This is a genomic window from Haloimpatiens myeolchijeotgali, from assembly GCF_042688525.2.
Taxonomy (GTDB): Bacteria; Bacillota; Clostridia; order Clostridiales; family Clostridiaceae; genus Haloimpatiens.
In genome coordinates this window covers 3,074,102-3,100,772 of the sequence record NZ_JBHWAB010000001.1, presented here as the reverse complement: position 1 = coordinate 3,100,772, position 26,671 = coordinate 3,074,102, and the positions used below count along the sequence as shown (strand labels likewise).

The 26,671-nt window shown below is 29.8% G+C and carries 22 protein-coding genes; 17 read left to right on the top strand and 5 right to left on the bottom strand.

Going from position 1 to position 26,671, the window contains the following annotated elements:
* The first annotated feature begins 5 nt into the window (after positions 1-5).
* From ACFIJ5_RS13820 to ACFIJ5_RS13790, 7 genes are all read left to right on the top strand, one after another.
* On the top strand, positions 6-2,510 hold the full coding sequence (locus tag ACFIJ5_RS13820) for a DEAD/DEAH box helicase family protein (RefSeq protein WP_379807999.1): 2,505 nt from the start codon (positions 6-8) through the stop codon (positions 2,508-2,510).
* Positions 2,511-2,524: 14 nt separating this feature from the next.
* Positions 2,525-2,833: a phosphoribosyl-ATP pyrophosphohydrolase gene (locus ACFIJ5_RS13815; RefSeq protein WP_379807997.1), complete on the top strand. Its 309-nt coding sequence runs from the start codon at positions 2,525-2,527 to the stop codon at positions 2,831-2,833.
* A 44-nt stretch (positions 2,834-2,877) separates the two neighbouring features.
* Positions 2,878-3,681: an HD domain-containing protein gene (locus ACFIJ5_RS13810; RefSeq protein WP_379807994.1), complete on the top strand. Its 804-nt coding sequence runs from the start codon at positions 2,878-2,880 to the stop codon at positions 3,679-3,681.
* 114 nt (positions 3,682-3,795) lie between these two features.
* Positions 3,796-4,251 (top strand): hypothetical protein, encoded by a 456-nt coding sequence (locus ACFIJ5_RS13805; RefSeq protein WP_379807992.1) that lies wholly within the window; start codon positions 3,796-3,798, stop codon positions 4,249-4,251.
* 90 nt (positions 4,252-4,341) lie between these two features.
* Positions 4,342-4,947 (top strand): hypothetical protein, encoded by a 606-nt coding sequence (locus ACFIJ5_RS13800; RefSeq protein WP_379807990.1) that lies wholly within the window; start codon positions 4,342-4,344, stop codon positions 4,945-4,947.
* Positions 4,923-5,549 (top strand): IS1096 element passenger TnpR family protein, encoded by a 627-nt coding sequence (locus ACFIJ5_RS13795; RefSeq protein ID WP_379809620.1) that lies wholly within the window; start codon positions 4,923-4,925, stop codon positions 5,547-5,549. Before ACFIJ5_RS13800 ends, ACFIJ5_RS13795 begins: the two co-directional genes overlap by 25 nt.
* Before the next feature lie 169 nt (positions 5,550-5,718).
* Positions 5,719-6,429 carry a Fic family protein gene (locus ACFIJ5_RS13790; protein ID WP_379807988.1) on the top strand — a complete coding sequence of 237 codons (711 nt, stop codon included), beginning with the start codon at positions 5,719-5,721 and terminating at the stop codon, positions 6,427-6,429.
* Positions 6,430-6,543: 114 nt separating this feature from the next.
* Here ACFIJ5_RS13790 and ACFIJ5_RS13785 read toward each other — a convergent pair whose 3' ends face one another.
* Together ACFIJ5_RS13785 and ACFIJ5_RS13780 are read right to left on the bottom strand one after the other, a co-directional pair.
* On the bottom strand, positions 6,544-6,855 hold the full coding sequence (locus tag ACFIJ5_RS13785) for a hypothetical protein (protein ID WP_379807986.1): 312 nt from the start codon (positions 6,853-6,855) through the stop codon (positions 6,544-6,546).
* Positions 6,818-7,510 carry a leucine-rich repeat domain-containing protein gene (locus ACFIJ5_RS13780; protein WP_379807984.1) on the bottom strand — a complete coding sequence of 231 codons (693 nt, stop codon included), beginning with the start codon at positions 7,508-7,510 and terminating at the stop codon, positions 6,818-6,820. Before ACFIJ5_RS13780 ends, ACFIJ5_RS13785 begins: the two co-directional genes overlap by 38 nt.
* 402 nt (positions 7,511-7,912) lie before the next feature.
* On the opposite strand from ACFIJ5_RS13780, the gene argC reads away from it, so the two are divergent.
* The 7 genes from argC to ACFIJ5_RS13745 are packed head-to-tail and all read left to right on the top strand — an operon-like array spanning position 7,913 to position 17,577.
* Positions 7,913-8,950 (top strand): N-acetyl-gamma-glutamyl-phosphate reductase, encoded by a 1,038-nt coding sequence (argC, locus tag ACFIJ5_RS13775; RefSeq protein WP_379807982.1) that lies wholly within the window; start codon positions 7,913-7,915, stop codon positions 8,948-8,950.
* Positions 8,951-9,004: 54 nt separating this feature from the next.
* Positions 9,005-10,222, top strand: coding sequence for a bifunctional glutamate N-acetyltransferase/amino-acid acetyltransferase ArgJ (gene argJ / locus ACFIJ5_RS13770; RefSeq protein WP_379807980.1), 1,218 nt, complete (start codon positions 9,005-9,007; stop codon positions 10,220-10,222).
* 23 nt (positions 10,223-10,245) lie between these two features.
* Entirely contained in the window at positions 10,246-11,322 is a 1,077-nt protein-coding gene (gene carA / locus ACFIJ5_RS13765; RefSeq protein WP_379807978.1) for a glutamine-hydrolyzing carbamoyl-phosphate synthase small subunit, read from the top strand.
* Positions 11,319-14,504: a carbamoyl-phosphate synthase (glutamine-hydrolyzing) large subunit gene (gene carB / locus ACFIJ5_RS13760; RefSeq protein WP_379807976.1), complete on the top strand. Its 3,186-nt coding sequence runs from the start codon at positions 11,319-11,321 to the stop codon at positions 14,502-14,504. Before carA ends, carB begins: the two co-directional genes overlap by 4 nt.
* Positions 14,505-14,537: 33 nt before the next feature.
* The gene (gene argB, locus ACFIJ5_RS13755; RefSeq protein WP_379807974.1) at positions 14,538-15,350 is read left to right on the top strand and encodes an acetylglutamate kinase; all 813 of its coding nucleotides are present in this window, start codon (positions 14,538-14,540) and stop codon (positions 15,348-15,350) included.
* A gap of 35 nt (positions 15,351-15,385) precedes the next feature.
* Entirely contained in the window at positions 15,386-16,384 is a 999-nt protein-coding gene (argF, locus tag ACFIJ5_RS13750; protein ID WP_379807972.1) for an ornithine carbamoyltransferase, read from the top strand.
* Positions 16,385-16,404: 20 nt separating this feature from the next.
* Positions 16,405-17,577, top strand: coding sequence for an aspartate aminotransferase family protein (locus ACFIJ5_RS13745; RefSeq protein ID WP_379807970.1), 1,173 nt, complete (start codon positions 16,405-16,407; stop codon positions 17,575-17,577).
* A 163-nt stretch (positions 17,578-17,740) separates the two neighbouring features.
* Here the strand turns inward: ACFIJ5_RS13745 and ACFIJ5_RS13740 are convergent, their stop codons facing one another.
* The gene (locus tag ACFIJ5_RS13740; protein WP_379807968.1) at positions 17,741-18,538 is read right to left on the bottom strand and encodes an acetoacetate decarboxylase family protein; all 798 of its coding nucleotides are present in this window, start codon (positions 18,536-18,538) and stop codon (positions 17,741-17,743) included.
* A gap of 49 nt (positions 18,539-18,587) precedes the next feature.
* Positions 18,588-20,660 carry a DUF362 domain-containing protein gene (locus tag ACFIJ5_RS13735; RefSeq protein WP_379807966.1) on the bottom strand — a complete coding sequence of 691 codons (2,073 nt, stop codon included), beginning with the start codon at positions 20,658-20,660 and terminating at the stop codon, positions 18,588-18,590.
* 731 nt (positions 20,661-21,391) lie between these two features.
* Here ACFIJ5_RS13735 and ACFIJ5_RS13730 point away from each other — a divergent pair.
* Entirely contained in the window at positions 21,392-22,132 is a 741-nt protein-coding gene (locus ACFIJ5_RS13730; protein ID WP_379807964.1) for an AAA family ATPase, read from the top strand.
* Here ACFIJ5_RS13730 and ACFIJ5_RS13725 read toward each other — a convergent pair.
* The gene (locus tag ACFIJ5_RS13725) at positions 22,110-23,033 is read right to left on the bottom strand and encodes a LysR family transcriptional regulator (protein ID WP_379807962.1); all 924 of its coding nucleotides are present in this window, start codon (positions 23,031-23,033) and stop codon (positions 22,110-22,112) included. The two genes, ACFIJ5_RS13730 and ACFIJ5_RS13725, sit on opposite strands and share 23 nt — an antisense overlap.
* 252 nt (positions 23,034-23,285) lie before the next feature.
* On the opposite strand from ACFIJ5_RS13725, the gene ACFIJ5_RS13720 reads away from it, so the two are divergent.
* Both ACFIJ5_RS13720 and ACFIJ5_RS13715 read left to right on the top strand, forming a co-directional pair.
* Positions 23,286-24,680 (top strand): amidohydrolase, encoded by a 1,395-nt coding sequence (locus ACFIJ5_RS13720; protein WP_379807960.1) that lies wholly within the window; start codon positions 23,286-23,288, stop codon positions 24,678-24,680.
* 283 nt (positions 24,681-24,963) lie between these two features.
* Positions 24,964-26,163 (top strand): iron-containing alcohol dehydrogenase, encoded by a 1,200-nt coding sequence (locus ACFIJ5_RS13715; RefSeq protein WP_379807958.1) that lies wholly within the window; start codon positions 24,964-24,966, stop codon positions 26,161-26,163.
* Positions 26,164-26,671 lie beyond the last annotated feature (508 nt).

Sequence of the window (26,671 nt, the reverse complement as noted above, 5' to 3'; positions counted from 1 at the left end):
ATAGTATGGGGAATACACTGAAAGAAAAAGAAATTACAGCTGAAAATAATGTAAAAAATGAGTTGATGCTTAATAATATAAGGGAAAAAGATATATCATATAATACAAATTGCATAACTGGAGATAATGACTATCTAGTAAACAAATTGAGAGAATGTTTTAAAAAGGCAAAAAGTATAGATATAATTGTAGCTTTTTTAATGGAATCTGGAGTTAAGCTTCTTAAAAATGAACTGAAAATGGCTCTAGAAAACAAAATTCCAGTAAGAATATTAACAGGAAATTATTTAAATATAACTCAGCCCCAAGCCTTGTATATGTTAAAAGACATTTTAGGGGATAATGTGGATTTGAGGTTTTACAATATACGTAATAAATCCTTTCATCCAAAGGCATATATATTTCACTATGAAGATGGGGGAGAAATATTTATAGGTTCTTCTAATATGTCTCGTTCTGCTTTAACCTCAGGAATAGAGTGGAATTACAAAGTATCAAAGAAAGATAATGAAGAGGATTTTAAACATTTTTATAATACTTTTGAAGATCTATTTTTAAATCATTCAATAATAGTAGATGAAAATGAACTTGAAAGATATTCAAAAAGTTGGGTAAGACCAAAGGTATACAAGGATTTACAAAAAATTGAGGATAAAGAAGAAGAAAATAAGGTCATACATATTTTTGAGCCAAAGGGAGCACAAGTTGAAGCTCTTCATTATTTAAATAAATCAAGAGAAGAAGGCTATGATAAAGGATTGGTAGTGGCAGCTACTGGGATTGGAAAAACATATTTGGCAGCCTTTGATTCTCAAAAATATAAAAAGATTTTGTTTGCAGCTCATAGAGAAGAAATAATAAAACAGGCAGCAAATAGCTTTAAAAATGTGAGAAATGATGATTCAGTAGGATTCTTTTATAGTGACGAAAAAGATACAAATGCAGACATGATTTTTGCTTTGGTTCAGACACTTGGAAAAGAAGAATATTTAAACGAAAATTATTTTAAAAAGGATTATTTTGATTATATAGTTATTGACGAATTCCATCATGCTGCAGCAAAAAATTATAAAAAGATAATAGATTATTTTAAACCTAAATTTTTGTTAGGATTAACAGCCACACCGGAAAGAATGGACAATCAAGATGTATTTGCATTGTGTGATTATAATATGGTTTATGAAGTAAGACTTAAAGAGGCAATAAATAAAGGATATCTTGTGCCTTTTAGATATTATGGTATATATGATGAAACCGTAGATTATAACAATGTAGATTATAAAAATGGTAAATATGATGGAAAAGAATTAGAGAAAGCTCTTATGTTAAATAAAAGAGCAGAATTAATTTTAAAGAATTATTTAAAATATAACAGCAAAAGAGCGTTGGGTTTTTGTACTTCAAAGAGCCATGCAGAATATATGGCAAAATATTTTAGTGAAAATGGAATAAAATCCTGTGCAGTATACAGTGGAGGAATTAACACCTACTCAGAGGATAGAGAAAAGGCAATTTCTATGCTTAAAAAAGGAGAAATAAATATTATATTTTCAGTAGATATGTTTAATGAAGGATTAGACATACCTTCTGTGGATTTGGTTATGTTTTTAAGACCTACACAGTCCCCAACAGTATTTTTACAGCAGCTTGGAAGAGGTCTTAGAAAGAGTAAGGATAAAAAGTATTTAAATGTTTTAGATTTTATAGGAAATTATAAAAGAGCCAACCTAATTCCTTTTTTACTTACAGGCAAAAATAAAGGGGGAGAAGGTAAAGGCATAAGAAATCCTCAAAATCTTAATTATCCTGAGGACTGCATGGTGGATTTTGATTTTAGACTTATAGATATATTTAAAAAACAAGCTAGAGAGCAAATTAAACTAGAAACATTAATAGAAGAGGAATTTAAAAGGGTAAAGGAAAAATTATCTCATACACCTTGTAGAGTAGAGTTATTTACCAATATGGACAATGAGATTTATTCAAATATGAGAACAAAGTCAAAGCTAAATGTGTTTAATGATTATATGAGTTTTTTAGGAAAATTAGGAGAGCTAACAGAAGAAGAAAAGGGCATGAATTTCTTAGCTTATGGATTTATTAAAATGTTAGAAACTACTTCAATGAGTAAAACTTATAAAATGCCAATACTTTTAGCTTTTTATAATGAAGGAAATTTAAAATTAAGGATAAATGATGAAGATATTTACAGGAGTTTTAAAGAGTTTTATTCAAAGGGTTCAAATGCAATAGAGATGTTAAAACACAAAAGTACAGCAAATTTTAGAAATTGGGATAAATCAAAATATGTTAAATTAGCAAAGCAGAATCCAATAAAGTTTTTAAACAAAACTCACAGTGATTTCTTTCATATAGATGGAGATGATTTTTGTTTGAATGAAGCCCTTGAAGACTTAAAGGACAACGAATGTTTTATGAAACACTTTAAAGATGCAGTAGAATATAGAACACTTCAGTATTATAAAAATAGATTTGAGAAAGGTCTATAGAAAGGAGCAATACCATGAAAACATACAACAAATTAGTGAGAGATAAAATACCAAACATAATAAAAAATTCAGGAAAAGATTGTGATACTGTAATAGCGCAAGGAGAGGAAAAAAAAGATTTTTTAGAGAAAAAACTTACAGAGGAAGTAAATGAATATTTACAAGATAAAAATCTAGAAGAGCTTGCAGATGTTATGGAAGTGTTATTTGGACTGGCACAAAATCTTGGTTATTCAGAAGAAGATTTAATGAAAAAGAGAGCGGAAAAGAAAAAAGAAAGAGGCGGATTTAAAGAGGGAATAATTTTAAAAAAAGTGTATTAAAAGATTAAAAAACAGAGGGACGGTTCCTTAGGGAGGTTTCATTTATGCCTAATACTAATTTTTCACAACTGAAAAAGGTATTTTTAGATTATACAAAAAAATTTTATAGTAAAAACTCAGAGGTACAGCAAAACATAATTTTAAAAGAAGAACATACTTTGAGAGTACTTAATAATGCAGAAATAATATGTGATTCTTTAGATTGCAGCAATAATCTAAAATTTCTAGCCAAAGTTTCTGCATTATTTCATGATATAGGAAGGTTTGAACAATTTAGCAAATACAATACGTTTGATGATAGTATTTCGGAAAATCACGCAAAATTAAGTGTAAAAATATTAGAAGAACAGAATATTTTATCTGAATTATCTAAAGAAGAAAGTAAATTAATTATTGACAGTATTAGAGTTCATAACATGTTTAAAATACCAAAGGAATATTCTAAAGATACTCTTTTATTATCAAAAATTCTTAGAGATGCAGATAAACTAGATATATTAAAAGTTGTAACTGATTATTATGAAGTTATGGATAAAGATAAAAATTCAGCTATTGAACATAATTTACCAGATACAAAACAGTATTCAAAAGTTATAGTTCAAGATATTTTAAATAATAAAAATTCCGAAAATAAATATGTTAAAACACGTAATGATATGCGTCTTATGAAATTAACATGGATTTTTGATATTAATTTTCCTATTACTCTAAAACTTATTTTAGAAAGAAAGTATATTGAGAAAACCATGAAGGTACTTCCTAAAAATGAAGATATGGAAAAGATTTATCAACATATTATTATGTATATAAAGGAATGTAAATGTAAAAGTACAAATAAAACTTTTTAATTAGGTTCTTTATATTTAGTGTTTAATGAAACATATATTGTGTAATATACATTTGGCTATGTTAAAATTATTACTATAAAGAAGGTTACGAATTTGTTACAGGAGCTGATAGTAATGGAAATAAATAATAAGAATAAAGATGATCTGTATTATTTGTGTTATGTAATTGAAAGTTTAGGGAGAAAGACTAAAAATAGAAGAAAGACAATTGTTGATGTTTTGGGAAAAGAAAATATTGAGTTTATTTATAAAAATGCTGAGGTTATGCATTGTGAATCAATAGATTCAGTTTGCTATGAATTTATTGAAAAATGTAATATTAAAGATGGTAATTATGATATTGAAGTATATTGTAAAGAGAAACTACCAAGAGCATTGTCAATAGGAAAATTATACAGTAGATTAATATTGTCTTTACTAGAAGATGAGGAAGATTTAATAGATAAAACTATAGAAGTATTAAGTTCATGGTTAGTAGATAGGATAACAAACTTTAACTCATCATTATATTACAGTGTCTTAGGATATTTAAAAGAATGTTACTTAAAAGGTGAAATTTTAGACTATTAATTTACAAGAAAGGTACACACTATATAAAGAAGAGTTTTTAAAGGTTTTTATATAATATTAAGTCAAGCTATATTAACTGGAGGAAGAAAAGTGAAGAGATTTGATTTAAATCAAGAAATGAAAAGTTTTTTGGATGATTTTGATAAGTTTATGGAGTATATAGCTTCGAATGAAGTTACTATAGGAAAAGTAACTAAATTTATTTCACCTAAATTTTTATTTGAAATAAATAAAATTGTTAAAATAAAACAAGAAAATGTTAAAAATAAAAGTACACAACGAGCATATCCATTACTTCATTTGTTTTGTAATTTATCTATAGGTGGAAAATTGTTTAGGGAAGAAATAATAAAAGGTGGAAAAACGATTTTGAAGCCTACAGAAAGATTTACATTATTTAAAAATTTAAACGATATAGAGAAATATATTGCATTGGTAGAGATGTTATGGGTAGATTGTGATTTTGAAAATCTAGGATACCAGACATATGATTCTATTAATGCTTATTCCACTATGGAAATTTTAGCACATATTTCTTCAAGTAGACCAGATGAAATCATTTATGCAGATAGTATTATGAGATATAGAAGTACTATATTGTTGTATTTTTCCTATTTTGGTTTAATAAATATTAAAGAAGATAAAGAAGAAGAAAAAGAAAAAAATGAAAGATTTTTTGCCCAAGTCAGATTATAGTTAGTCCAATTGGAGCAGAGTTATTTAAAATATTAAATAAAAAGAGAGTCTTAGAAGAATGGAACATACCATATAGAAGGAATTTTGGTGAGTGGAAGATTGAGTTTGAGGAAGAATTTTATATAGCTTTTAAAAAAATATTCAAAGATGGAAAGTTAGAAAATGTACTACCTAGAAATAGTAATAAATTTAAAGATGGGATTTATACATTTAAAGTTTACATAGATAAAGGTGTATGGTCAAAAATAAAACTTAATGCAACACATACACTAGAGGATTTACATGATTATATTCAAGCTGCTTTTGATTTTGATAATGATCATATGTATTCATTTTTTATGGATGGTAAAGCTTGGTCAAACAACAAGTTTACTTGCCCTTATGAAGATGAGGGACCTCATGTGGATGAAGTAAAAATAGGAGAATTAGATTTAAATGAAAAGCAAAGCTTTTTATATATTTTTGATTATGGTGATGAGTGGAGATTTAAGGTAGATGTTTATAGTATAGAAAAAATGAATGTTAGCTTGTTAGAACCACAAATTGTAGAAAGTAAAGGTCAACCACCACAACAATATTTTGATTTTGATGATGAATATTAAATAAAGGATTGATTAGTTCACTACATAATTTTGCGGATGAACAAGGATATAAAGCTTTTTAAATTATAATGTGAATCTTAATTTTGAAAAAAGCATATTATGGAGATTAAAAACTCAAATAAAATGGTATACTTAATAAAAAAAGTTTTATTTGGTGGAGGTGATAATAATGACACAGGATGATAAATTCATTAAAAATTTGCTTATAGCTAAGGAGATAAAAAATTCATTTTATTATAAATTAAGACATAATTTTTTGTATCATTCAAATAAAATTGAAGGAAGTACTTTTACAACAAGTTCTCTTGCACTTTTATTAGATAAAAATATTGTTGAGGGAAAACATACTTTGGATGATGTTCAAGAAACAGTTAATTCATCTTATGTTTTTGATTATATAATAGAAACTTTAGATAAAAGAATAGATAAAAGCTATTTGAAATATCTTCATAGTATGCTAAAACATAATACGTCTGATTATAATAAAGGATTTTCAGGAATTTTTAAAAAAATACCTAATATGATATCAGGTTCAGATGTAGTATTAGTTCAGCCATACGAAGTTGAGCCTAAATTGGATGAGTTGTTGGAGTGGTACTATAGCAAAGAAACTATTAGTTATGATGAAATTGTAGAATTTCATTATCGTTTTGAAACAATACATCCTTTTCAAGATGGAAATGGTCGAATAGGTAGATTTATAATATTGAAACAAATACTTGAGAACAACCTTCCACTAATAATAATTTCATGGGATACAGAAGATGAATACAGAAAAGCATTATCAGAATGCCGTTTGGGTAATTATAAACCTTTAATACAATATTTTTCGTCTTTAAGTGATTTTAAAAAAGATAATAAAAATTTATGGGATTTTTAATTTTTCTGCAGTAGCTGCATTTCATCTGCAAAAGTTGAATAAGTAATTTAGAAGGCATATATTAATTCAATGTCTTCTAAATTTTTTTGTGCAATACATCATTTTCCGAGGCGGCTATTTAATAATTTTTTTCACCAATGGATAAATTATATCTTTATATCTACGCCAACCGTAAGCTGTATTATATAGTTCTAAACTTTGTGGTGGAACGTAAATTGATATTGGGGTATTACATATAAAACAAATTAATTTTGGAGGAACTAATGCAAATATATTTATGATAAACTTGATACTATCATTAGGTCCTAAAAATATATCATATGGGATATTTTTTATTTCGTTTCCAAGAGTTATTGATATTACGTTGTAACATAAAGAAAATGCTGACTTACCAATGGTTTGGCAATATTTTTTTATCTTTGACATATACTGTGTAAGTATCATCATCATTTAATATAAAGTTAAAGAAACCTAAGTTTGAAGGTATATTACAAGGCAGCGAAAAAATACACTTTTTATAATCTTTCCAGCCATCAAAAACCTTATATAACTCTTTAGATTTTGATGGAACATAAAAGTCTAGAGTAGGTGAGGTTTGACAAAATACCACTTTCCCTAATTGGGGAGGATATTTTGAGTGCAAATAAACTTGTTGAAGTTTTGAACAAGAATGAAATGCGCCTGGTTTTATGCTTTTTATACTTTGTGGGAGTTCAATGCTTTCTAATTGTGTACATCCATAAAAAGCGAAAAGTCCTATTTTTTTAATATTGCTTTTATCTTCAAATATTACAATGAAAAGATTGGTACAACCTGAAAACCCATTATTTTTGATTTTAGTTACTGGTAGCCCGTTATATTCCTTTGGCAATATAACCATAGAAGGAATATTAGTCTTATCTTTTGCTGATATCATATAACTACTTTGGTTATGATTAAGTTCAAACTGAAAATAACTAGGATCAGTGGTTATATATTTATCTAAAGATGAATTGATTGATTTAAATGGAGGTTGAATTTTTGGATTGTTTTCATCAATCAATATATCTATATTTTCACGAAAATCTGTGATATCTCCCATAATTTAATCTCCTTTGTTATAAATATTAATACTCTAATATATTATATTCTCATGAAATATTAAGGTTACTTTGCTTAAGCTATTGAAATCTTGATATCCCGCAGCGGCTATTTTTCACCTGTGAAAGTTGAATTAATTGTTTTTAAAAAATTGATGCATCAGAATAAAAAAATTATTGACAATAGAACTTATTCTATATATAATCTTTATTAATACATTGCATAAATATACATAAATAAACACATATTTATACGTAATATAGGTGTTTCATTTAATTTAATGAATAAATATACATTTAAATTGTATATTAATGAAAAATAATAATTAATAAATTCTATGAAAAGGAGAGTACTTTTTTTATAAACAATCATATCCTATAAACAATTGAAAGGAGTAGATTAAATGATAAAAGTTGGAGTTATTGGGGCAACAGGATATGCAGGACAGCAGCTTGTATGGTTATTAAATAATCATCCTCAAACAAAAATAGAGTTTTTAGCATCTCAAAGCTATGGAGGACAATCAATAAGTACTATATATAAGAATTTGGACAAGTTTGTTGATGAGATTTGTATAGATACTAATGAAATAGAAAAAAACATTAAAAATGTGGATGTTTTATTTACCGCCCTCCCCCATGGAAAATCTTTTGATTTTGTTAAAACTGCTCTTAGTTTAGGGGTTAAAGTAATTGATTTAGGTGCTGATTTTCGGATAAATGACACAGATATATTCAAAAAATGGTATAAAACTGAACACAAATTTCCAAATTTAAATAAAAAAGCTGTATATGGACTTCCTGAAATTAATAGAGAAAAAATTAAACAATCTCAACTCATAGCCAATCCAGGATGTTATACTACTGCAAGTATATTGGCACTAGCTCCTCTTTTAAAATTTAATCTTTTGGAAGAAGATTCAATAATAATAGATGCTAAGTCTGGAGTTTCTGGAGCTGGACGAGGAGCTAAAACTGAAACTTTATTTGCAGAATGTAATGAATCAATTAAGGCATATGCTGTGGCTTCTCATAGACATACACCTGAAATAGAACAAGAACTATCTATTTTAAGCGGCAGTAAAATAACATTAACTTTTACACCACATTTAGTGCCAATGAATAGAGGCATACTTTCAGTATGTTACGGAAAATTAAAGGATAATATTTCAATAAATAAAGTAATTGAGAGTTATGATTCTATGTATGGAAAGGAAAAGTTTATAAGAATAACAGAAAAGTTGCCTGAAACAAGATGGGTAAAAAACTCCAACCTTTGCGACATAGCTTTTAGAATAGATGAAAGAACAGGAAGGATAATTGCCATTTCAGCAATAGATAATTTAATGAAGGGAGCTGCAGGACAAGCAGTTCAAAATTTAAATATTATGTTTGGTTTTGAGGAAACGTTAGGACTTCAAATGATTTCAATGGTTCCATAAAGGAAGGGTTTTATAAGGGTTGGACATGGAATAAATAGATAGGAGTGATATTTTGTGAAAGTACTTAAAGATAAAACAATTACAGATGTACAAAATTTTTTAGCTTCAGGAATTTCTGGAGGTTTAAAGAAAAGTGGAAAAAAAGATTTATGTGTTATTTACAGTAAAGTTGAAGCTGTAGGTGCTGCTGTATTCACAACAAATAAGGTTAAGGCTGCTCCAATTTTGCTTAATATGGAGAATATAAAATCAGATAATATTCAAGCTATTGTTGTCAATAGTGGAAATGCAAATTCATGTACAGGAAAATTAGGAATTGAAAATGCGAAAAAAATGGGTGAAACTGCAGCTAACTCTCTTGGAATAAAACCAAAAGAGGTTTTAGTTCAATCTACAGGATTAATAGGATTGCAGCTTCCTATGGATAAAATAATACCTGCAATTGAAAAAGGATGCTCCATGATATCAAATACAGGCGGCAGTGATGCAGGAGAAGCTATAAAAACAACTGATACATATGCAAAATCTATTGCTGTTGAGTTTGAAATAGATGGTAAAAAAGTTATGATGAGCGGTATTGCTAAAGGTTCTGGAATGATTCACCCTAATATGGCAACTATGCTTTCTTTTATAGTTACAGATGCCAATATTACAAAAGAAATGTTAAATAAAGCTTTTAAGAGTAGTGTTGATGACTCATATAATATGATTTCAGTTGACGGAGATACAAGTACAAATGATATGTCAGCTATTCTTGCAAATAAATGTGCGGGTAACTCTTTAATTGATTGTGAAGATGAAAAATTCAATATCTTCAAAAATGCTCTAGATTTTGTAAATGTTGAATTAGCAAAAATGATTGCAAAGGATGGAGAAGGGGCTACAAAACTTCTTGAGGTTTCAGTATTAAACGGAAAAGATATTAAAAGTGCAAAAGCATGTGCAAAGTCAGTAATAACATCAGATTTAACTAAATGTGCATTTTTCGGTGCTGATGCAAACTGGGGAAGAATATTGTGTGCTATTGGTTATTCAGGTGCTGATTTTGATCCAGAAAAAGTTGATATATTTTTTAAAGCTAATAGTAAAAAAATTCAGGTTGCAAAAGACGGTATGTCACTTCCTTTTGATGAAGACCTTGCTAAAGAAATATTGTTAGAAGAGTACGTTAAAGTAATTATTGATTTAAAAGATGGTAAAGAAAATGCTACTGCTTGGGGATGCGATTTAACTTATGATTATGTAAAAATTAATGGATGCTACAGAACGTAAAAAAGAAAAGTGAGGTGAAAAATATGTATGGAGCACTCTATCTTGAAGATGGAACTGTATACGAAGGAAAGGGATTTGGATTTAAAGGTACTTCCTGTGGAGAGTTAGTATTCAACACTTCTATGACTGGATATCAGGAAATACTTACGGACCCGTCATATGCAGGTCAGGTGATTACAATGACCTATCCTCTAATAGGAAACTACGGTATAAATAAAACTTATGATGAAGCAAAAAAATCATATGCCAAAGGTATGATTATCAAGTCTTTATGTGACAATCCTAGTAATTTCATGAGTGAAAAAAGTTTAGATGAAACAATGAAAGAATTAGAAATAGTTGGGATTTATGGTGTAGATACTAGAAGTATAACAAAAAAAATAAGAAATAATGGGACTATGAAATGTGTTATTACTACTGAAAAATTAAATGCTGAAGAAGTTTTAGAGTATTTTAGCAATTGGCGAAGTGAAGATGAGTGGATGAAAGAAGTAGGTGTCAAGGATGTATGTAAAATAGATGGGATTGGACCAAGAGTAGCTTTAATTGATTTTGGTGCTAAGTCAAATATATTAAGAAATCTTATGAAGAGAAATTGTGAAATAATTGTGTTCCCATACAATGCGTCATATGAATTGATAATGTCAGTTAAACCAGATGGTATTTTATTAAGTAATGGTCCTGGAAATCCAAAATGTGCTGTTGAGGCTATTGAGATGGTAAGAAAAATCATGGATAAAATACCTGTCTTCGGAATATGTCTAGGGCATCAAATACTTGCTTTAGCAGCTGGTGGAGAAACATATAAGATGAAATTTGGTCATAGAGGCGGAAATCATGGAGTAATTGACTTAAATCTCAATAAATCATTTATAACCTCTCAAAATCATGGATATGCAGTACATAGAGAAAGCTTGAAAGCTACAGGAATGATTGAGATTTTTAAAAATCTTAATGATGACACGGTAGAAGGAATAGAACATGAATATCTTCCTGTATTTTCAGTTCAATTTCATCCTGAAGGAGCACCAGGCCCTGAAGATACTTCTTATTTATTTGATAAATTTATTGATTTAATTAAGAGGGGAGATAACAAATGAAAAGTGATATAAAAAAAGTAATGATTATTGGGTCTGGACCAATAATTATCGGACAAGCTGCAGAGTTTGATTATTCTGGAACACAGGCATGTAAAGCTATAAAAGAAGAAGGTATTGAAATTGTTCTTTTAAACAGCAATCCTGCTACCATAATGACGGATAATAATATTGCAGATAAAGTTTATATACAGCCCTTAACACTTGAAAGTACTATAGAAATAATTAAAAAAGAAAAACCAGATGGAATATTAGCTGGATTTGGAGGTCAAACTGCATTAAATCTTGCCATGGATTTAAAAGAAAATGGAATATTAGATAGATATAATATTGAGCTTTTAGGAATAAACAGTGAAGCTATAAAAAAAGCTGAAGATAGAGAAGAATTCAAAAAGCTTATGATTGAAATTGAAGAACCAGTGGCTGTAAGTACTATAGCCTCAAATATAAAAGAATGTATGAACTTTGCAGATAAATATGGATTCCCAATAATAATAAGACCAGCATATACCTTAGGAGGATCAGGGGGAGGTATTGCAGATAATATAGATGAGTTTAAAAATATTTGTGAAAAAGGATTGAATTTAAGTCCTATTAGCCAAATATTATTAGAGCAAAGTGTTGCTGGGTGGAAGGAAATCGAATATGAAGTTATGAGGGACAGCAAAGACAATTGTATTATTGTATGTAACATGGAAAACATTGATCCAGTTGGTGTTCATACAGGTGACAGTATAGTTGTAGCCCCATCTCAAACTTTAAGTAATTATGAATATCAAATGCTTAGACAATCGGCTATTAAAATAATCAGAGAATTAAAAATTGAAGGGGGATGTAATGTACAATTTGCCCTTGATCCAAAGAGTCATGATTATATTGTTATCGAAGTTAATCCTAGAGTTAGCAGATCCAGTGCACTTGCCTCAAAAGCTACTGGGTATCCAATCGCTAAAATTGCTGCAAAAATAGCTTTAGGATATACATTAGACCAGCTTAAGAACTATGTTACAGAATGTTCTAGTGCCTGCTTTGAGCCAGCTCTTGATTATGTAGTTATGAAAATTCCTAAGTGGCCTTTTGATAAATTGAAAAAAGCATCAAAAAAATTAGGAACTCAAATGAAGGCTACTGGTGAAGTTATGGCAATAGGAAGAAGTTTTGAAGCTTCTCTTTTAAAAGCTCTAACATGTCTTGAAGGAGATATTACTGGATTAAACCTACCTTCAATTGAGCAATTAAATGATATTGAACTTAAGAATAAAATTAAAGAATGTGATACTGAAAGAATATTTGCCGCAGCAGAGGGAATTAGAAGGAATTTTACCCTTGATGAATTATATGATATGACTAAAATTGATAAATGGTTTTTAAGTGGATTAAAAAATATTGTTGATATGGAATTTAGTCTAAAGAATAATGTGTTTAATAAAGATATTCTTAAAGAAGCTGAAGCTATGGGATTTACAGATGATGAGATTTCAAAGTTAAGCGGAATAAAGAAGGAAGCTATTAAAAAAATAAGACAAGAAAATAATATTTATCCTGTTTATAAAATGGTTGATACATGCAGCGGGGAATTTGATGCACAAACCCCTTATTTTTATTCTTGCTATGAAGAAGAGGATGAGAGTTATATTTCAAAAGATAAAAAGATTATTGTTATAGGTTCAGGTCCCATTAGAATCGGTCAAGGAATAGAATTTGATTATTGTTGTGTACATAGTATATGGACAATAAAAAATGCTGGCTTCCAGTCAATTATAATTAATAATAATCCTGAAACTGTAAGTACAGATTTTGATACTTCAGATAAACTATATTTTGAATCTTTATACATTGATGATGTTTTAAATATTATTAAGAAAGAAAATCCTTATGGAGTTATTGTTCAATTTGGAGGGCAAACTTCCATAAATCTTACTAAAAAACTTCATGAAGCAGGAGTGAAAATCCTTGGTACATCAAGTGAATCAATTGATACGGCAGAAGATAGAGATAAATTCAGAGATTTTCTTGAAGAGTTGAACATACCTTCTCCAAAAGGTCATGCAGCCGAATCTTTAGAAGAAGCATATAAAATTTCAGAGGAAATAATTTATCCAGTAGTTGTTAGACCATCTTATGTAATTGGTGGAAGAGCCATGCGTGTAGTATATGATAAATCTACTCTGACTGAATATATGAATGAAGCTGTAAATCTTTCCTGTGAAGGCTCTATTCTTATAGATAAATATATCTGCGGTACTGAAATAGAAGTTGATGCTGTATGTGATGGAGAAAATATTTTGATTCCTGGAATAATGGAACATATAGAAAGAACAGGGGTACACTCTGGAGATAGTATAACAGTATATCCTCCAATTACTTTAAGTGAAGAAGTTATAGAGCAGCTTACAGAATATACAAAGAAAATAGCACTTAAATTAAATGTAGTTGGTCTTATAAATATCCAATACGTATATGATGGAAAAGAACTTTATGTCATAGAAGTCAATCCAAGATCTTCGAGAACTGTACCAATATTGAGCAAAATTACAAATGTCCCAATGGTGAAATTAGCTGTTGATGCCATGCTTGGAAACAAATTAAAAGATTCTTCTTTTGGTACTGGTCTTTTAAAGAATAAGAACTTCTACTCTGTAAAGATTCCTGTATTTTCAACTGATAAATTAAGTGATGTAGATATATTTTTAAGCCCTGAAATGAAATCTACGGGTGAAGTATTAGGTATGGATGAGGATTTTGATAGTGCAGTTTATAAAGGGTTTTCTGCATGTGGTATTAAGATACCAAGCAAAGGTAATCTTTATGTTTCTTTAGATGATATTAATAAAAAAGATGGTTCAGTAATAGCTGAAAAATATTATAGTATGGGATTTGAAATTTTTGCATCCAGTGGAACTTCAGAATATTTAAAGAAGAAAGGTATTGAGTGTACAAAGTTAAATACTGAAGAAATCTTGGAGTTAATATCAAAATTTCAGATAGATATTATAATCAACACTCCTACTTCAGGAGATGACAGTACTACAAATAGTTTTAAGATTAGAAGAAAATCTGCTGAATTTAAAATACCTGTTTTTACTTCAATTGATACAGCTGAAGTGTTCATAAAAGCAATAAAGATTAAAAACCATCCCAACAAAGTAAATTACAAGTCTCTCTCTGAATATATAAATGGTTAATTCAAAAATCTTTTAGAAAGGAATCGAGTTTAAATGAATGTTAAAGATTTTATAGGAAAAACAATTGTTATTAAATATGGTGGAAGCATAATGAAGGATGAAGAATGTAAGCTTGCTTTTCTTGAGGATGTAGCTTCATTAAAAAAATCAGGAGTGAACGTTGTCATTGTTCACGGCGGCGGTCCTAATATATCTAACTTCTTAAAAAAGCTTAATATTGAAAGCAAGTTTGAAAAGGGACTAAGAGTTACAGATAAAGATACTATGGAAATTGTTGAAATGATTTTATCAGGAAAAGTGAATAAAGACCTTTCTGGAATGCTTTCATCATTGAATGTAAATGCAATTGGAATAAGCGGCAGAGATAGTAATCTCATTTCAGCTAAGAAAAAGTTAATATTTGATAATAATGAAAAAATCGATATTGGATATGTTGGAGAAGTGGAAAATATAAATGTAAGTTTTTTAAAAAATCTGATAGATTCAGGATATGTTCCTGTTATTTCTCCTGTTGGATTTGATGACAAAGGAGAAATGTATAACATTAATGCGGACTATGCTGCATCAGCTATTAGCGCTGCACTTGGTGCAGAAAAATTGATTCTAATGACTGATGTAGATGGTATATATCTTGATATGAATGATAAAAATTCAATTGTTAAGTCCATTAACATTGATGAAATAAAAGAATATATTAATAAAAATATAATTACAGGTGGAATGATACCAAAGATGGAGTGTTGTATAGAAGCAGTACAAGGAGGAACTAAGAAAGTACACCTTGTAAACGGAAGGAAAAAACACTCACTAATTAAGGAGATATTTTCTGATAAGGTAGCTAATTAGAAATTGAGGATAGTTTTTAGATAGGAGGATATAAAATGTTTAATTTAAGAAACAGAAGCTTTTTAACACTATTAGATTTTTCACAAAAGGAGATAAACTACTTGTTAGATTTAGCTAAAACTTTAAAAGAAGCTAAATATACAGGAGTTGAACAAAAAACATTAAAGGGAAAAAATATTGCTTTAATCTTTGAAAAATCATCCACAAGAACTAGATGTTCTTTTGAAGTTGCGGCTCTAGATCAAGGTGCACATGTAACATATTTAGGTCCAACTGGAACTCAAATAGGTAAAAAAGAATCTATTGCAGATACTGCAAGGGTTTTAGGAAGATTATATGATGGTATTGAGTATAGAGGTTTTGGACAAGAGGTAGTAGAGACTTTAGCAAAGTATTCAGGAGTACCTGTTTGGAATGGGCTGACCAATGAATTTCATCCAACTCAAATTTTAGCAGATTTCTTAACAATTAAAGAGCATTTTGATAAACCATTAAATAAAGTAGTATTTACTTATGTTGGAGACGGAAGAAATAATATGGGTAATTCTTTAATGGTTGGAGCTGCTAAAATGGGAATGGATTTCAGAATATTAGCTCCTAAGGAGTTATTCCCAGAAGAAGAGTTAGTCTACAAATGTAAAGAAATAGCTAAAAGTACTGGAGCTAAAATAACTTTAACAGACAATGTCTTGGAAGGTGTAAAAGATACAGATGTTATTTATACAGATGTTTGGGTATCTATGGGAGAACCAGAAGAAGTTTGGAACAAGAGAATAAATATGTTAAAGCCTTATCAGGTTAACAAAGAAATGATGAATAAAACGGGTAACCCTAATACTAAATTTATGCACTGTTTACCGGCATTCCATGACTTAAAAACAACTGTAGGTAAGGAAATCTATGAAAAGTTTGGATTGACAGCAATGGAAGTAACGGATGAAGTATTTGAAAGTGAAGCATCAATAGTATTTGATGAAGCTGAAAATAGAATGCATACAATCAAAGCAGTTATGGTAGCTGCATTAGGAAGATAGTTAAAAGGAGGTAAGTGTAAATGACAAAAAGCAATTTAATGAATACTTATAATAGATTCGATGTTGAATTTGTAAATGGTCTTGGAACAAAATTATATGATACTGATGGAAATGAATATCTAGATTTTGTTTCTGGTGTTGCAGTGAATTGTTTAGGACACAGCCATCCTTCAATTACTAAAACATTATTTGAACAAAGCAAATCACTAATTCATATTTCTAATTTATATTATAATGATAAACAAAATAAACTTGCAGAAAAACTTATTGATTTGAGTAATCATGATAAAGTATTTTTCTGTAACAGTGGGACAGAAGCTGTTGAGGGTGCTGTGAAGATTGCTAGAAAATATGGTAAAGTTAAAAGTGGAAAAGATAAAAATTTGATTATACATATGAAAAACTCATTTCATGGTAGAACTATGGGAGCTCTATCTATAACTGGACAACCCAAATATCAAGAGTCATTCAAACCACTGATTAGTGGAACTATAGAAGCACAATTTAATAATATTAATGATATTAAAGAAAAAATAAATAGCAATACATGTGCTGTAATAATTGAACCTGTTCAAGGTGAAGGCGGCATTATTGAGGCAAGTATTGATTTCTTAAAAGAATTAAGAAATCTTTGTGATGAATATGATGCACTTTTAATATTTGATGAAGTTCAATGTGGTATAGGAAGATTAGGTACTTTTTATGCATATCAGAAGTTTGGAGTAATTCCAGATGTAATATGCTTAGCTAAAGGTTTAGGGGGAGGATTTCCTATAGGGGCAGTCATTGCGAATAATAAAGCTGCTCAGGTTATTTCTCATGGAGACCACGGAAGTACTTTTGGTGGAAATCCTTTAGCTTGTGCTGTTTCTCTAACAGTCATTAACGAGTTGATTAGCGGCGGAATAATATCTGAAATAGATAAAAAGGCTCAGTATTTTAAAGATAAACTTGAAAAATTAAAAGAAAAACACTCATATATAAATGAAATATGTGGAAAAGGACTTTTTATAGGATTAAGGGTTAATATAGATCCTAAAAAAATCATAACCAAATGTTTTGAGAAAAAGTTTCTTGTAATTGGAGCTGGTAAGGATGTTTTGAGATTACTACCACCTCTTAATGTTTCTTATGATGATTTAGATAAATGTGTATCAATCCTTGATGATGTGTTATCTGATTTTACTGAGTAGTAACTTAACTTTCGCAGATGAAAAATAGCCGCTGCGGGAAATGATATCTTGCTTAGAACTTGTAAACTTTGTTCAAATGTTTCTTACGCAAGATATCATTTAATTTAGTGACAAGTGATAAGAGAAAACAGGGGACGGTTCATTAATATACGTTTAAATCTTACTATTTAAGAACATGTCCTGCAAAAGGCTTCATAGTAATAGAACCCTTTGTCATCATAACATTTGTAGCACCTTTTACAGGTAATTGAGAAAGTGCCTTAAGAATTCTATATTGATATTCATTTAGCTCCCAGTTAAGTTTTATCCATTTTACAGTTCCTTCTCCTACCCAGGCATTTTCAATTTGAGCACTCTGAGGATAAAGTATTGGTTGACTCAAATCAGCTCCTGGAGCACCAACCTTTGGTATATAACGCCAACCAAAGACATTATAATTTTCCATAGAAGCTTGTATTTGTTCTAATTCATCGTTACTTACAACTTGCGGCTTAACCATCTTTAGGCGTAGAAATGTGTTTCCCTCGTAGCTAGCATTTGTGAAATATTTTTCTTTATATATATGAAGATCTTCTATATCAGCATAAATTTTTGGCTGACCACTTTCTTCTCTTCCTCCAATTATAGGTCTAACTTTATTTTCCCAAATAACTAAAGGAAAAGTTCCTTCTAATTGATCATAGATACCATTGAATCGAGCAGGTACCCCAACTTGAATTAGATTATAACTTGATCCAGCCATGAATTCAACTTCTCTCAATTGACAGAAGCTAATAATCAATTCTGGTCTTAACAATTCGAATCCTTCAGGTAGATAGTCAGCTAACCAAGAGCCACAGGTAGTTTGAATAAAATTGATTGTTACAACATCGTTAACGTTAGCTTTGGTATTAGGATCAAAGTCATCTCCTCCAAAGAATGGAGGCATACGGTATACTTTATTATCATCAAATTCAAACATCTTAATCCTCCTTTTATTTTAACTAAACTTCCGCAGCGGCTGCATTTTATTACCATATTTCTTTAAAGTGAACAGATAAGATTTTTTGTGGATCATCTGTTTCTTCTACATTTGGTATTTTCACTCCCACCAAACTTTCATACCCCATTGGAACATAGAATTTAAAGTTTAGGGGATTTGCACCATTAAAGACAGCTTCAAAATATTTATTGATAGAATTAGGAACACTTATATTTTCATCAATACTTCCAGTATAACCACCTGCATTTAGAATCTTATCAGCATATTGGAAAACAAAACCATATAAAGAGTTCAGATTGACATACTTAGGTGACTGTGAACCATACAAAGCACTTGTAATTAGTATATAGGTTACTGTCTGCCAACTAGGCCACATTCCTTTACCATAAGTCATTTGTGGAAAGAAAAGATCTGTATTAGTGCTTTTAGATTTTGACATTTCATATGCTAGAGCTATTTTTTTTACAATCCATAATTCCCTAACAAAATCGTGACCTTCAGGGTTCCAATTTTTATCACCATTTTTTAGTAAATAAACAGGTTCTATAAAACTTTTTTTCAGCATTCCATATGGTATAGTTATTTGAAGATCAACAGCATATGCTAATATACAGAATTGTGCTGTTTCAATGCCACGACCCTTCTCGTCGTAATCTATGACACCGTCATTATTTTCATCAAAGTTATCCATAAGCTTTTTAAAAATAGTGGATTCAGTTAATGAATCACAAGCTTTTGCATAACTAAAAGCAGTTTTTTGCAAATCATGGATAAATGTTGTTGGATTATAATACATGGTCTGCGTTATTAGCTCTAAAAATTTTGCATTATCTATTCTGCCAAGATGACCTCTCAAAGATGCTAATGGCGTTTCTGTCAAACTGTCCCAGCCTACAACATAGTACTTCTGTTGCCCAACACCTCTTTCTTCAGCATCACGATATAGGTTATACCTGAATAGAGGAGAATCATATCCTGATTCAGTTGATATATTGGTTCCATTAATTTTTGCCACAGGTACATCATGAACAAATTCTGTAACCCATTTGTTTTTCTGTTTAAGCTTCAGAGCTTTAAGCATTGGAACAGTTTTGAAACAATACCTAGCACAAAATAGATCTAGAGCCACACAGTCAAGAGATGACAAAACATATCCTTCTGGAACTCTCACAGACTTGCCATTAGGATCGTGACTTATATTTATCATATTTATAGCATCAACTATATGAATCATAAATATATTTTGGTTTTGTACCGCTCTTATAACATCTGATTGTGTTCCTGAAAATCCAGCTGTTTTAGAAGCAATATATTTACCATTGTCATCTCTTATAGGAAGATGTGTGTTTTCATCCATTTTTAAAACCCATGGTGAATGTGGTAATTTACCTTTTAAGCTTGGATTTGATGTAGGAGGATAAGCATATTTCCAGGACGTTTCATTTTCCTCCTTTTCCAAGGCACATTGTGAAGGATAAAGACCGATACCAAGGTTTTTAATAGCATTGGTTATAAGATCTTGTGCATGCATCTTTAGTTTAGGAACATTTACTAAAATACAACCGGGATATTCTATTAAATCATTCTTGTCATTTGGGTCACCGCCTATGATTACCTTATGAAGAGTGATATGATTAAAGTTTTTTCCACCAGGAACTAATATAGTTCTTCCTTTAGTAATGTCGTCTTCAACTTTGTTTAGGTCATAGACCATCAGCCTATTACCAGCTGTACCCGGTGGAAAATATCTTCCAGCAACACTATCTTCATAGCCGTTCATAGGATTATCTCTATGACAAACAGGATGATGCTCTGCTAGGTACTTTCGAACAAAATAAAAACCCCAGCCGCCATAGAAATCGTTACTTCTTCCTTCAATAATAGCTTCTGTTGTAATGTTTTTTTCAGTAGTTTTACTATACATACATGATAGAATGAAAGTAGCTGTAGATGCTTCACCAATTGCCATCTGTGAATAGCTTATATCAAGTTTGTCATGAAACCACCTCATTAAAGAAGCTATTAAAGGCCATTCAGTACAAATAGCAGCACCAAGTCCTTCTCCATGGGTGTTTTCATCAATAACTTTTGGAGCGACCAAGTTAGGCTTAAATAATAATTTTTTTCCTGACATTATCTGCGATTGAACTTTGTTACCAAAATCAGTTTCATTATCTAGTTCTTCTAGAGCATATCCAATATTACAATATATATAGTCGATTTTATTTTTTATTTTATTCCAAGCAGACTCATCATTGTCGTTGATAAATTTCTGGAGTAAACATGGTATTTGTGCATATGCTTTAGAAGCATCCATCCTAACACCAGAAATTGGTGCTCCTAGAGAATCAACACTCCTCTTACCAATTTGCGAATCAACAATTAATGCTTTAGAATTATTTTTATACATGGTAATTATTTAACCTCCTAATCTTTGTAAAAATAAAGTAACAGTAAATTACTCAACTTTCGCAGATGAAAAATATCCGAATTGTTGTTAACTTTTCCCTTCGCTAGACAGTACTTTTGTCCTGAGAAAATTGAAATTATAATAATAGGATGTTTTTACACTAATAGTATATTCTTATAAAACTTTTTAGTGTTTTTTATGGCTTTGATTTTAGAAAAACGGTGAAAACTAGGGGACAGGGCATTAACATTATCTGCAAACTTGGCAAAAACCTAGGGACGGTTCATTAACATTATCTGCAAACTACAGCCAAAATTGATAAACTGTCTAATTTTAATATGTTAAAACATACTTATTTTCTTTTTTAGTGTGAAAAATTTTTTAGAATCAGTGTGAAAACTTTTTAGAAAGGGTGTTTAAAGGTGAACTATATTGACAGCATTAGATTAAAGGGAACAGAACAGATTACATCTTATGTGAAAAATCTTCCTATAACAAAAAATTTGGCACGAAAGTCTCCATTGGATTTAAATAAAAGTGTTACGTTTTTTGTAGGAGAAAATGGGACAGGAAAGTCTACTTTATTAGAAGCAATTGCAATTAACTGTGGCTTTAATCCAGAAGGTGGCACAAGAAACTTTTCATTTTCAACAATGGAAACACACTCAGATTTGAATAACTATCTCACTGTTTCAAAAAGGCGGCAGCCAAAAGACGGTTTTTTTATGAGGGCAGAAAGCTTTTATAATGTGGCAAGTAACATTGAGAAATTGGATAGTTCCCCTGGAGGTGGTTCAAGAATAATTGACAGCTATGGAGGAATCTCTCTCCACAATCAATCACATGGTGAAAGTTTTATGGCTTTGGTATTAAATAGGTTTGGCGGCAATGGTCTATATATTTTAGATGAGCCAGAGGCGGCACTGTCACCATCAAAACAAATGAGTTTGCTTATATGTATAAAACAATTGGTTGAAAATAACTCTCAGTTTATCATTGCAACACATTCACCAATTTTAATGTCATTTCCCAATGCTCAGATTTATGAGCTTACAGAAGATGATATTCGATTAACAAAATACACAGAAACAGAGCATTATCAAATAACAAAAGAGTTCTTGGACAACCCAGAGAGGATGCTTAAATATTTATTTGAGGAATAGGAATATTGATTTTAAGTATCTCTAAAAATAGTTTTATAGTATCACTTACAGGAGTGGCTTTATTGTAAGCATAGCCTATAGTAACTTTTATATCTTCTATAGGTATTTCTATATAATTTTTTTCTGCAAGCAATTTTTCTGTAGAATGAATTCCAAAAGAATATGCATCAGTAGTTTCAAGAAAGTTTGTTTTTAAATCAACATCTATAACAGATATTTTCTTACTTTTATTTATGTATTTATTAATATTTGTTTTGTTAAAATTACTGAATTCAAACTCATCGCTTTTAGTAAATACAAAAGGATATTCTTTTAATTTATCATAATTAATTGAATGTCCTTCGATACAAGGATGGTTTTTTCTAAGTTTAATAAAAATAGGTAAATTTCCAAGAGGAACAAATTCTATTTCTAGTTTTGAAAGTTCATCGTTGAGATTTTCCACATAGTTTTTTTCACATAACATAAATCCAATATCTATCTTATGTTCTAGTATAAACTTAACAAGTTCATCCCCATATGCAGTAATAAATTCTATGTCATATTCCTCTTTAGCAATGCAGCTGTTGGTAAATTTCATAAAAGCGTCAACTATAGGGGCATATTGTCTGCTGCCTATTTTTAGAGAAATTTTTTTCTTATTCATATTAGAAATATCGTATAGTTTTTCACAATTTCCTAGGATTTCCTTAGCTCGATTTATAACTTCATATCCACTTTCCGTAATGGTAGTTCCTTTGGTATTTCTTTCGAAAATTTTCAAGCTCAACTCTTCTTCTAAACAATTTATTGCATAGCTTATATTGGGTTGAGAAACATAAAGTTTCTCTGAAGCAGCAGATATGGAACCATATTTTGCAACTGCAGTAATATATTCTAATTGGTTTATTTTAATTTTCAATTTCAACACTTCCTCATCATAGGTTATAAAATATTGTTATATGTATATAAAAATTATGTATTATGTAAGTTCTTGAGCAAATGCTATACTAAGGACATAGCTTATTGCAAAACTAACAAGTCATAACTATTATATCAATGTATGTAAATTCTATATTATATGTGGTAAATCCTTTTGATAAAGTTTGATTTGTTAAGTTATAGAGGTTTTGCAAGCAGCTGTATACTAATTAATACTAGAAGGGTTGATATTATGTCACAAATAAAAGAATTAATTTCAGAAAAGTGCCAATTATTTGAAAAAATAAATGATGATATATGGGAATATGCAGAAACTAAGTTTGAAGAATATAATTCATGTAAAGCTCAGATCAGATTATTAGAAGAAGAAGGATTTAAGGTAACTAAGAATTTGGCAAATATTGAGACTGCTTTTTATGGTAGTTATGGTTGTGGAAAACCTGTTATAGCTGTATTGGGTGAATTTGATGCACTTCCTGATTTAAGTCAAGAGGCAGATGTTTTTGAGAAAAAAGCTACTTGTAATGGTGGAAATGGTCATGGTTGTGGACACAATACTTTAGGAGCTGCATCTTTACAGGCAGCAGTTTGCATTAAGGATTATATTAAGAAGAATAATTTAAATGGAACTATAAGATATTATGGATGTCCAGGTGAGGAAAATGGTGGTGGAAAAGTATTTTTAGTAAGAGATGGATATTTTGATGATGTTGACTTTGGTGTAACATGGCATCCAGCTTCACTAAATTGTGTATTGAATGATGGCTTTTTAGCAAATATCAAAGCTATATTTAATTTTAAAGGAGTAACTTCTCATGCTGCTGCTTCTCCAGAACTGGGAAGAAGTGCACTTGATGGATTAGAACTTATGAATGTAGGAATTAACTTTATGAGAGAGCATATGATAGATGATGCAAGAGTGCATTATGCAATTACTAACACAGGAGGAATAGCACCTAATGTGGTACAAGCTAATGCACAGGGAATATATAATGTAAGAGCTCCTAAACTTAATCAAGTAATTGAATTGTTTGAAAGAGTGAAAAACATTGCTAAGGGAGCTGCATTAATGACTGATACTACTGTAGATTATAAAATTACAGCTGGTTATTCTGATTATATTGCGAATTCTACTCTTTCTAAAATAATGGAAAAACATGCAAAAGACATTCTTGAAAAAGTTGAGTATACAGAAGAAGAATATGAATATGCTTCTAAAATTCAATCTACTTTTAAAGAAGAATTAGTTTCAACGACAAAGATATTTAATTACAACAATTCTACAGAATGTATTCCTATTGTAAAAAATTTATTTCCAGCACCTAAGAAAATCCCTGGTTCTTCAGATGTTGGAGATGTAAGTTGGGTAATACCCATGGCTCAATTCTCAGGTAGTTGTTATGCTTTCGGCACTCCAGCCCACAGCTGGCAATTAGTAAGCCAGGGAAAATCATCTATAGCTCATAAAGGCATGAAAAATGCTGCACTGGTTATGGCACTTACAGTTATAGAAGTATTGGAAAATTCTAAATTGCTTGATCAAATTAAAAAAGATCATGAGGAAAAACTAAATGGTTCCAGTTATGTTTGCCCAATAGATGACACTGTAAAACCTTTTATTAGTTAGCAGCAAGTAATTTATTGGTGGACATCTTGCTTTGTTTTTGAAAATAGATTCGTATATTTCGGTGGTGGAAGATTTTTTAAGAACTTTTTAAAAACATGGTTAAAGACTCTATAATTTTTAACAATTAACTAAATATTTTAAATTAAATTTAAAATTATCAATAAATAGTAAAAAAAATAAAAATAAACCGTGAAATATGTTGATAATTAACGAATAATAGTATATACTAACTTACAGATAAGTCTTAATTTTGTGAAAATTATGTTAAGGAGGTATTATACTAATGTGGGAACAAGAAATTAATATTAATGATGTAAAAGAAATAAGGGTAAAAACTACTGTGTATTTTGGAGTGGGAGCTATCACAAAAATTTCTGACATAGCAGAAAATTTAAAAAATATGGGAATTGATAAACTACTTATAATGACAGGAAGAAATTCCTATAAAAGCACTGGTGCTTGGGAACATGTTGAAAAAGCATTAAATGCTTCTAATATAGAGTATGTTCTTTATGATAAAGTTACACCAAATCCAAATGTTGTTCAAGTTGATGAGGCAGTTGAATTGGGAAGAGAATTTGGAGCTAAGGCTGTTATAGGAATTGGTGGAGGAAGTCCTATTGATGCTGCTAAGGGTGCTGCTATATTATTGGAATACACAGATAAAAATGCTTCCCAATTGTATGAATTTGAGTTTACTCCTGAAAAAGCAGTTCCTGTTATAGCTATTAATTTAACACATGGAACAGGTACAGAAGTAGATAGATTTGCTGTAACTACTATAGAAGAAAAAGATTATAAACCTGCTATAGCATATGATTGTATTTACCCATTATACTCTATAGATGATCCTGCTTTGATGGTATCACTTCCTAAAAATCAAACTTTATATGTTTCCGTAGATGCTATAAATCATGTTATAGAAGCAGCTACAACAAAAGTTTCAAATCCATTTGATATATTATTAGCAAAGGAAACAATAAGACTTATAACTAAATATCTTCCAAAAGCACTTGAGGATCCTAGTGATTTAGAAGCTAGATATTATTTATTATATGCTTCAATGATTGCAGGTACTTCTTTCGATAATGGGCTTTTGCATTTTACTCATGCTCTTGAACATCCACTAAGTGCTGTTAAACCTGAATTAACTCATGGTTTAGGCTTAGGTATGATTCTTCCTGCAATTATTAAACAAATATATCCAGCAAGACCTAAAACTTTAGCTGATATATTAAGTCCTATGGTAGAAGGATTAACAGGAGATCCTGCAGAAGTTGATAAAGCTACAGAAGGCGTTAGAGCTTGGTTACATTCTGTTGGATTAAAAGAAAAATTGTCTGATATGGGATATGTAGAAAGTGATATAGAAAAGTTAACAAAATTAGTTTTTGAAACTCCTGGTCTTTCTTTATTGGTAAGTTTAGCACCAGTTGATGGAACAGAAGAGGTTGTTAGAAAAATATATATAGATTCATTCTAAAAAATTTTTAAATGAGATATACAAGCAGGAATAGTTTAAATTTCTGCTTGTTTTTATTTGTGTGAAAAATGTTAGGAGTAGTTTTAGGTATTATTTCAGCTTATTTTGTTAGTAAATTTAGTCAACATTTTCAGATAAAAAATAATCGCCATTATTAATTATTAACTGTTATTAGTCTGATTGACAGCTATTATGTTGTTAATTGGGCTATTTTTACTTGTTAATTGATTAAAATTTAGCTGTGGGGTAAAATAATATAAAAGAGAAGGATTAGGATTATGAAAGAAATAAATAGGTAAATTAGGATAAAAATTAGTTTAATAAAGTAAGGGAGAATCAAGAAAGAATGATAGTATATCATTGAAGTATTTAATATTAAAGAAAATGAAATGTTAAATTTAAGTACAATAAATGATAAAGTATTTAAAGCTAGAAGAAGTTCTAATAAAAATGTTTATTACATTGATTTGCAGGAGAGATAATTATGTGGAATATATTAAATAAAGAC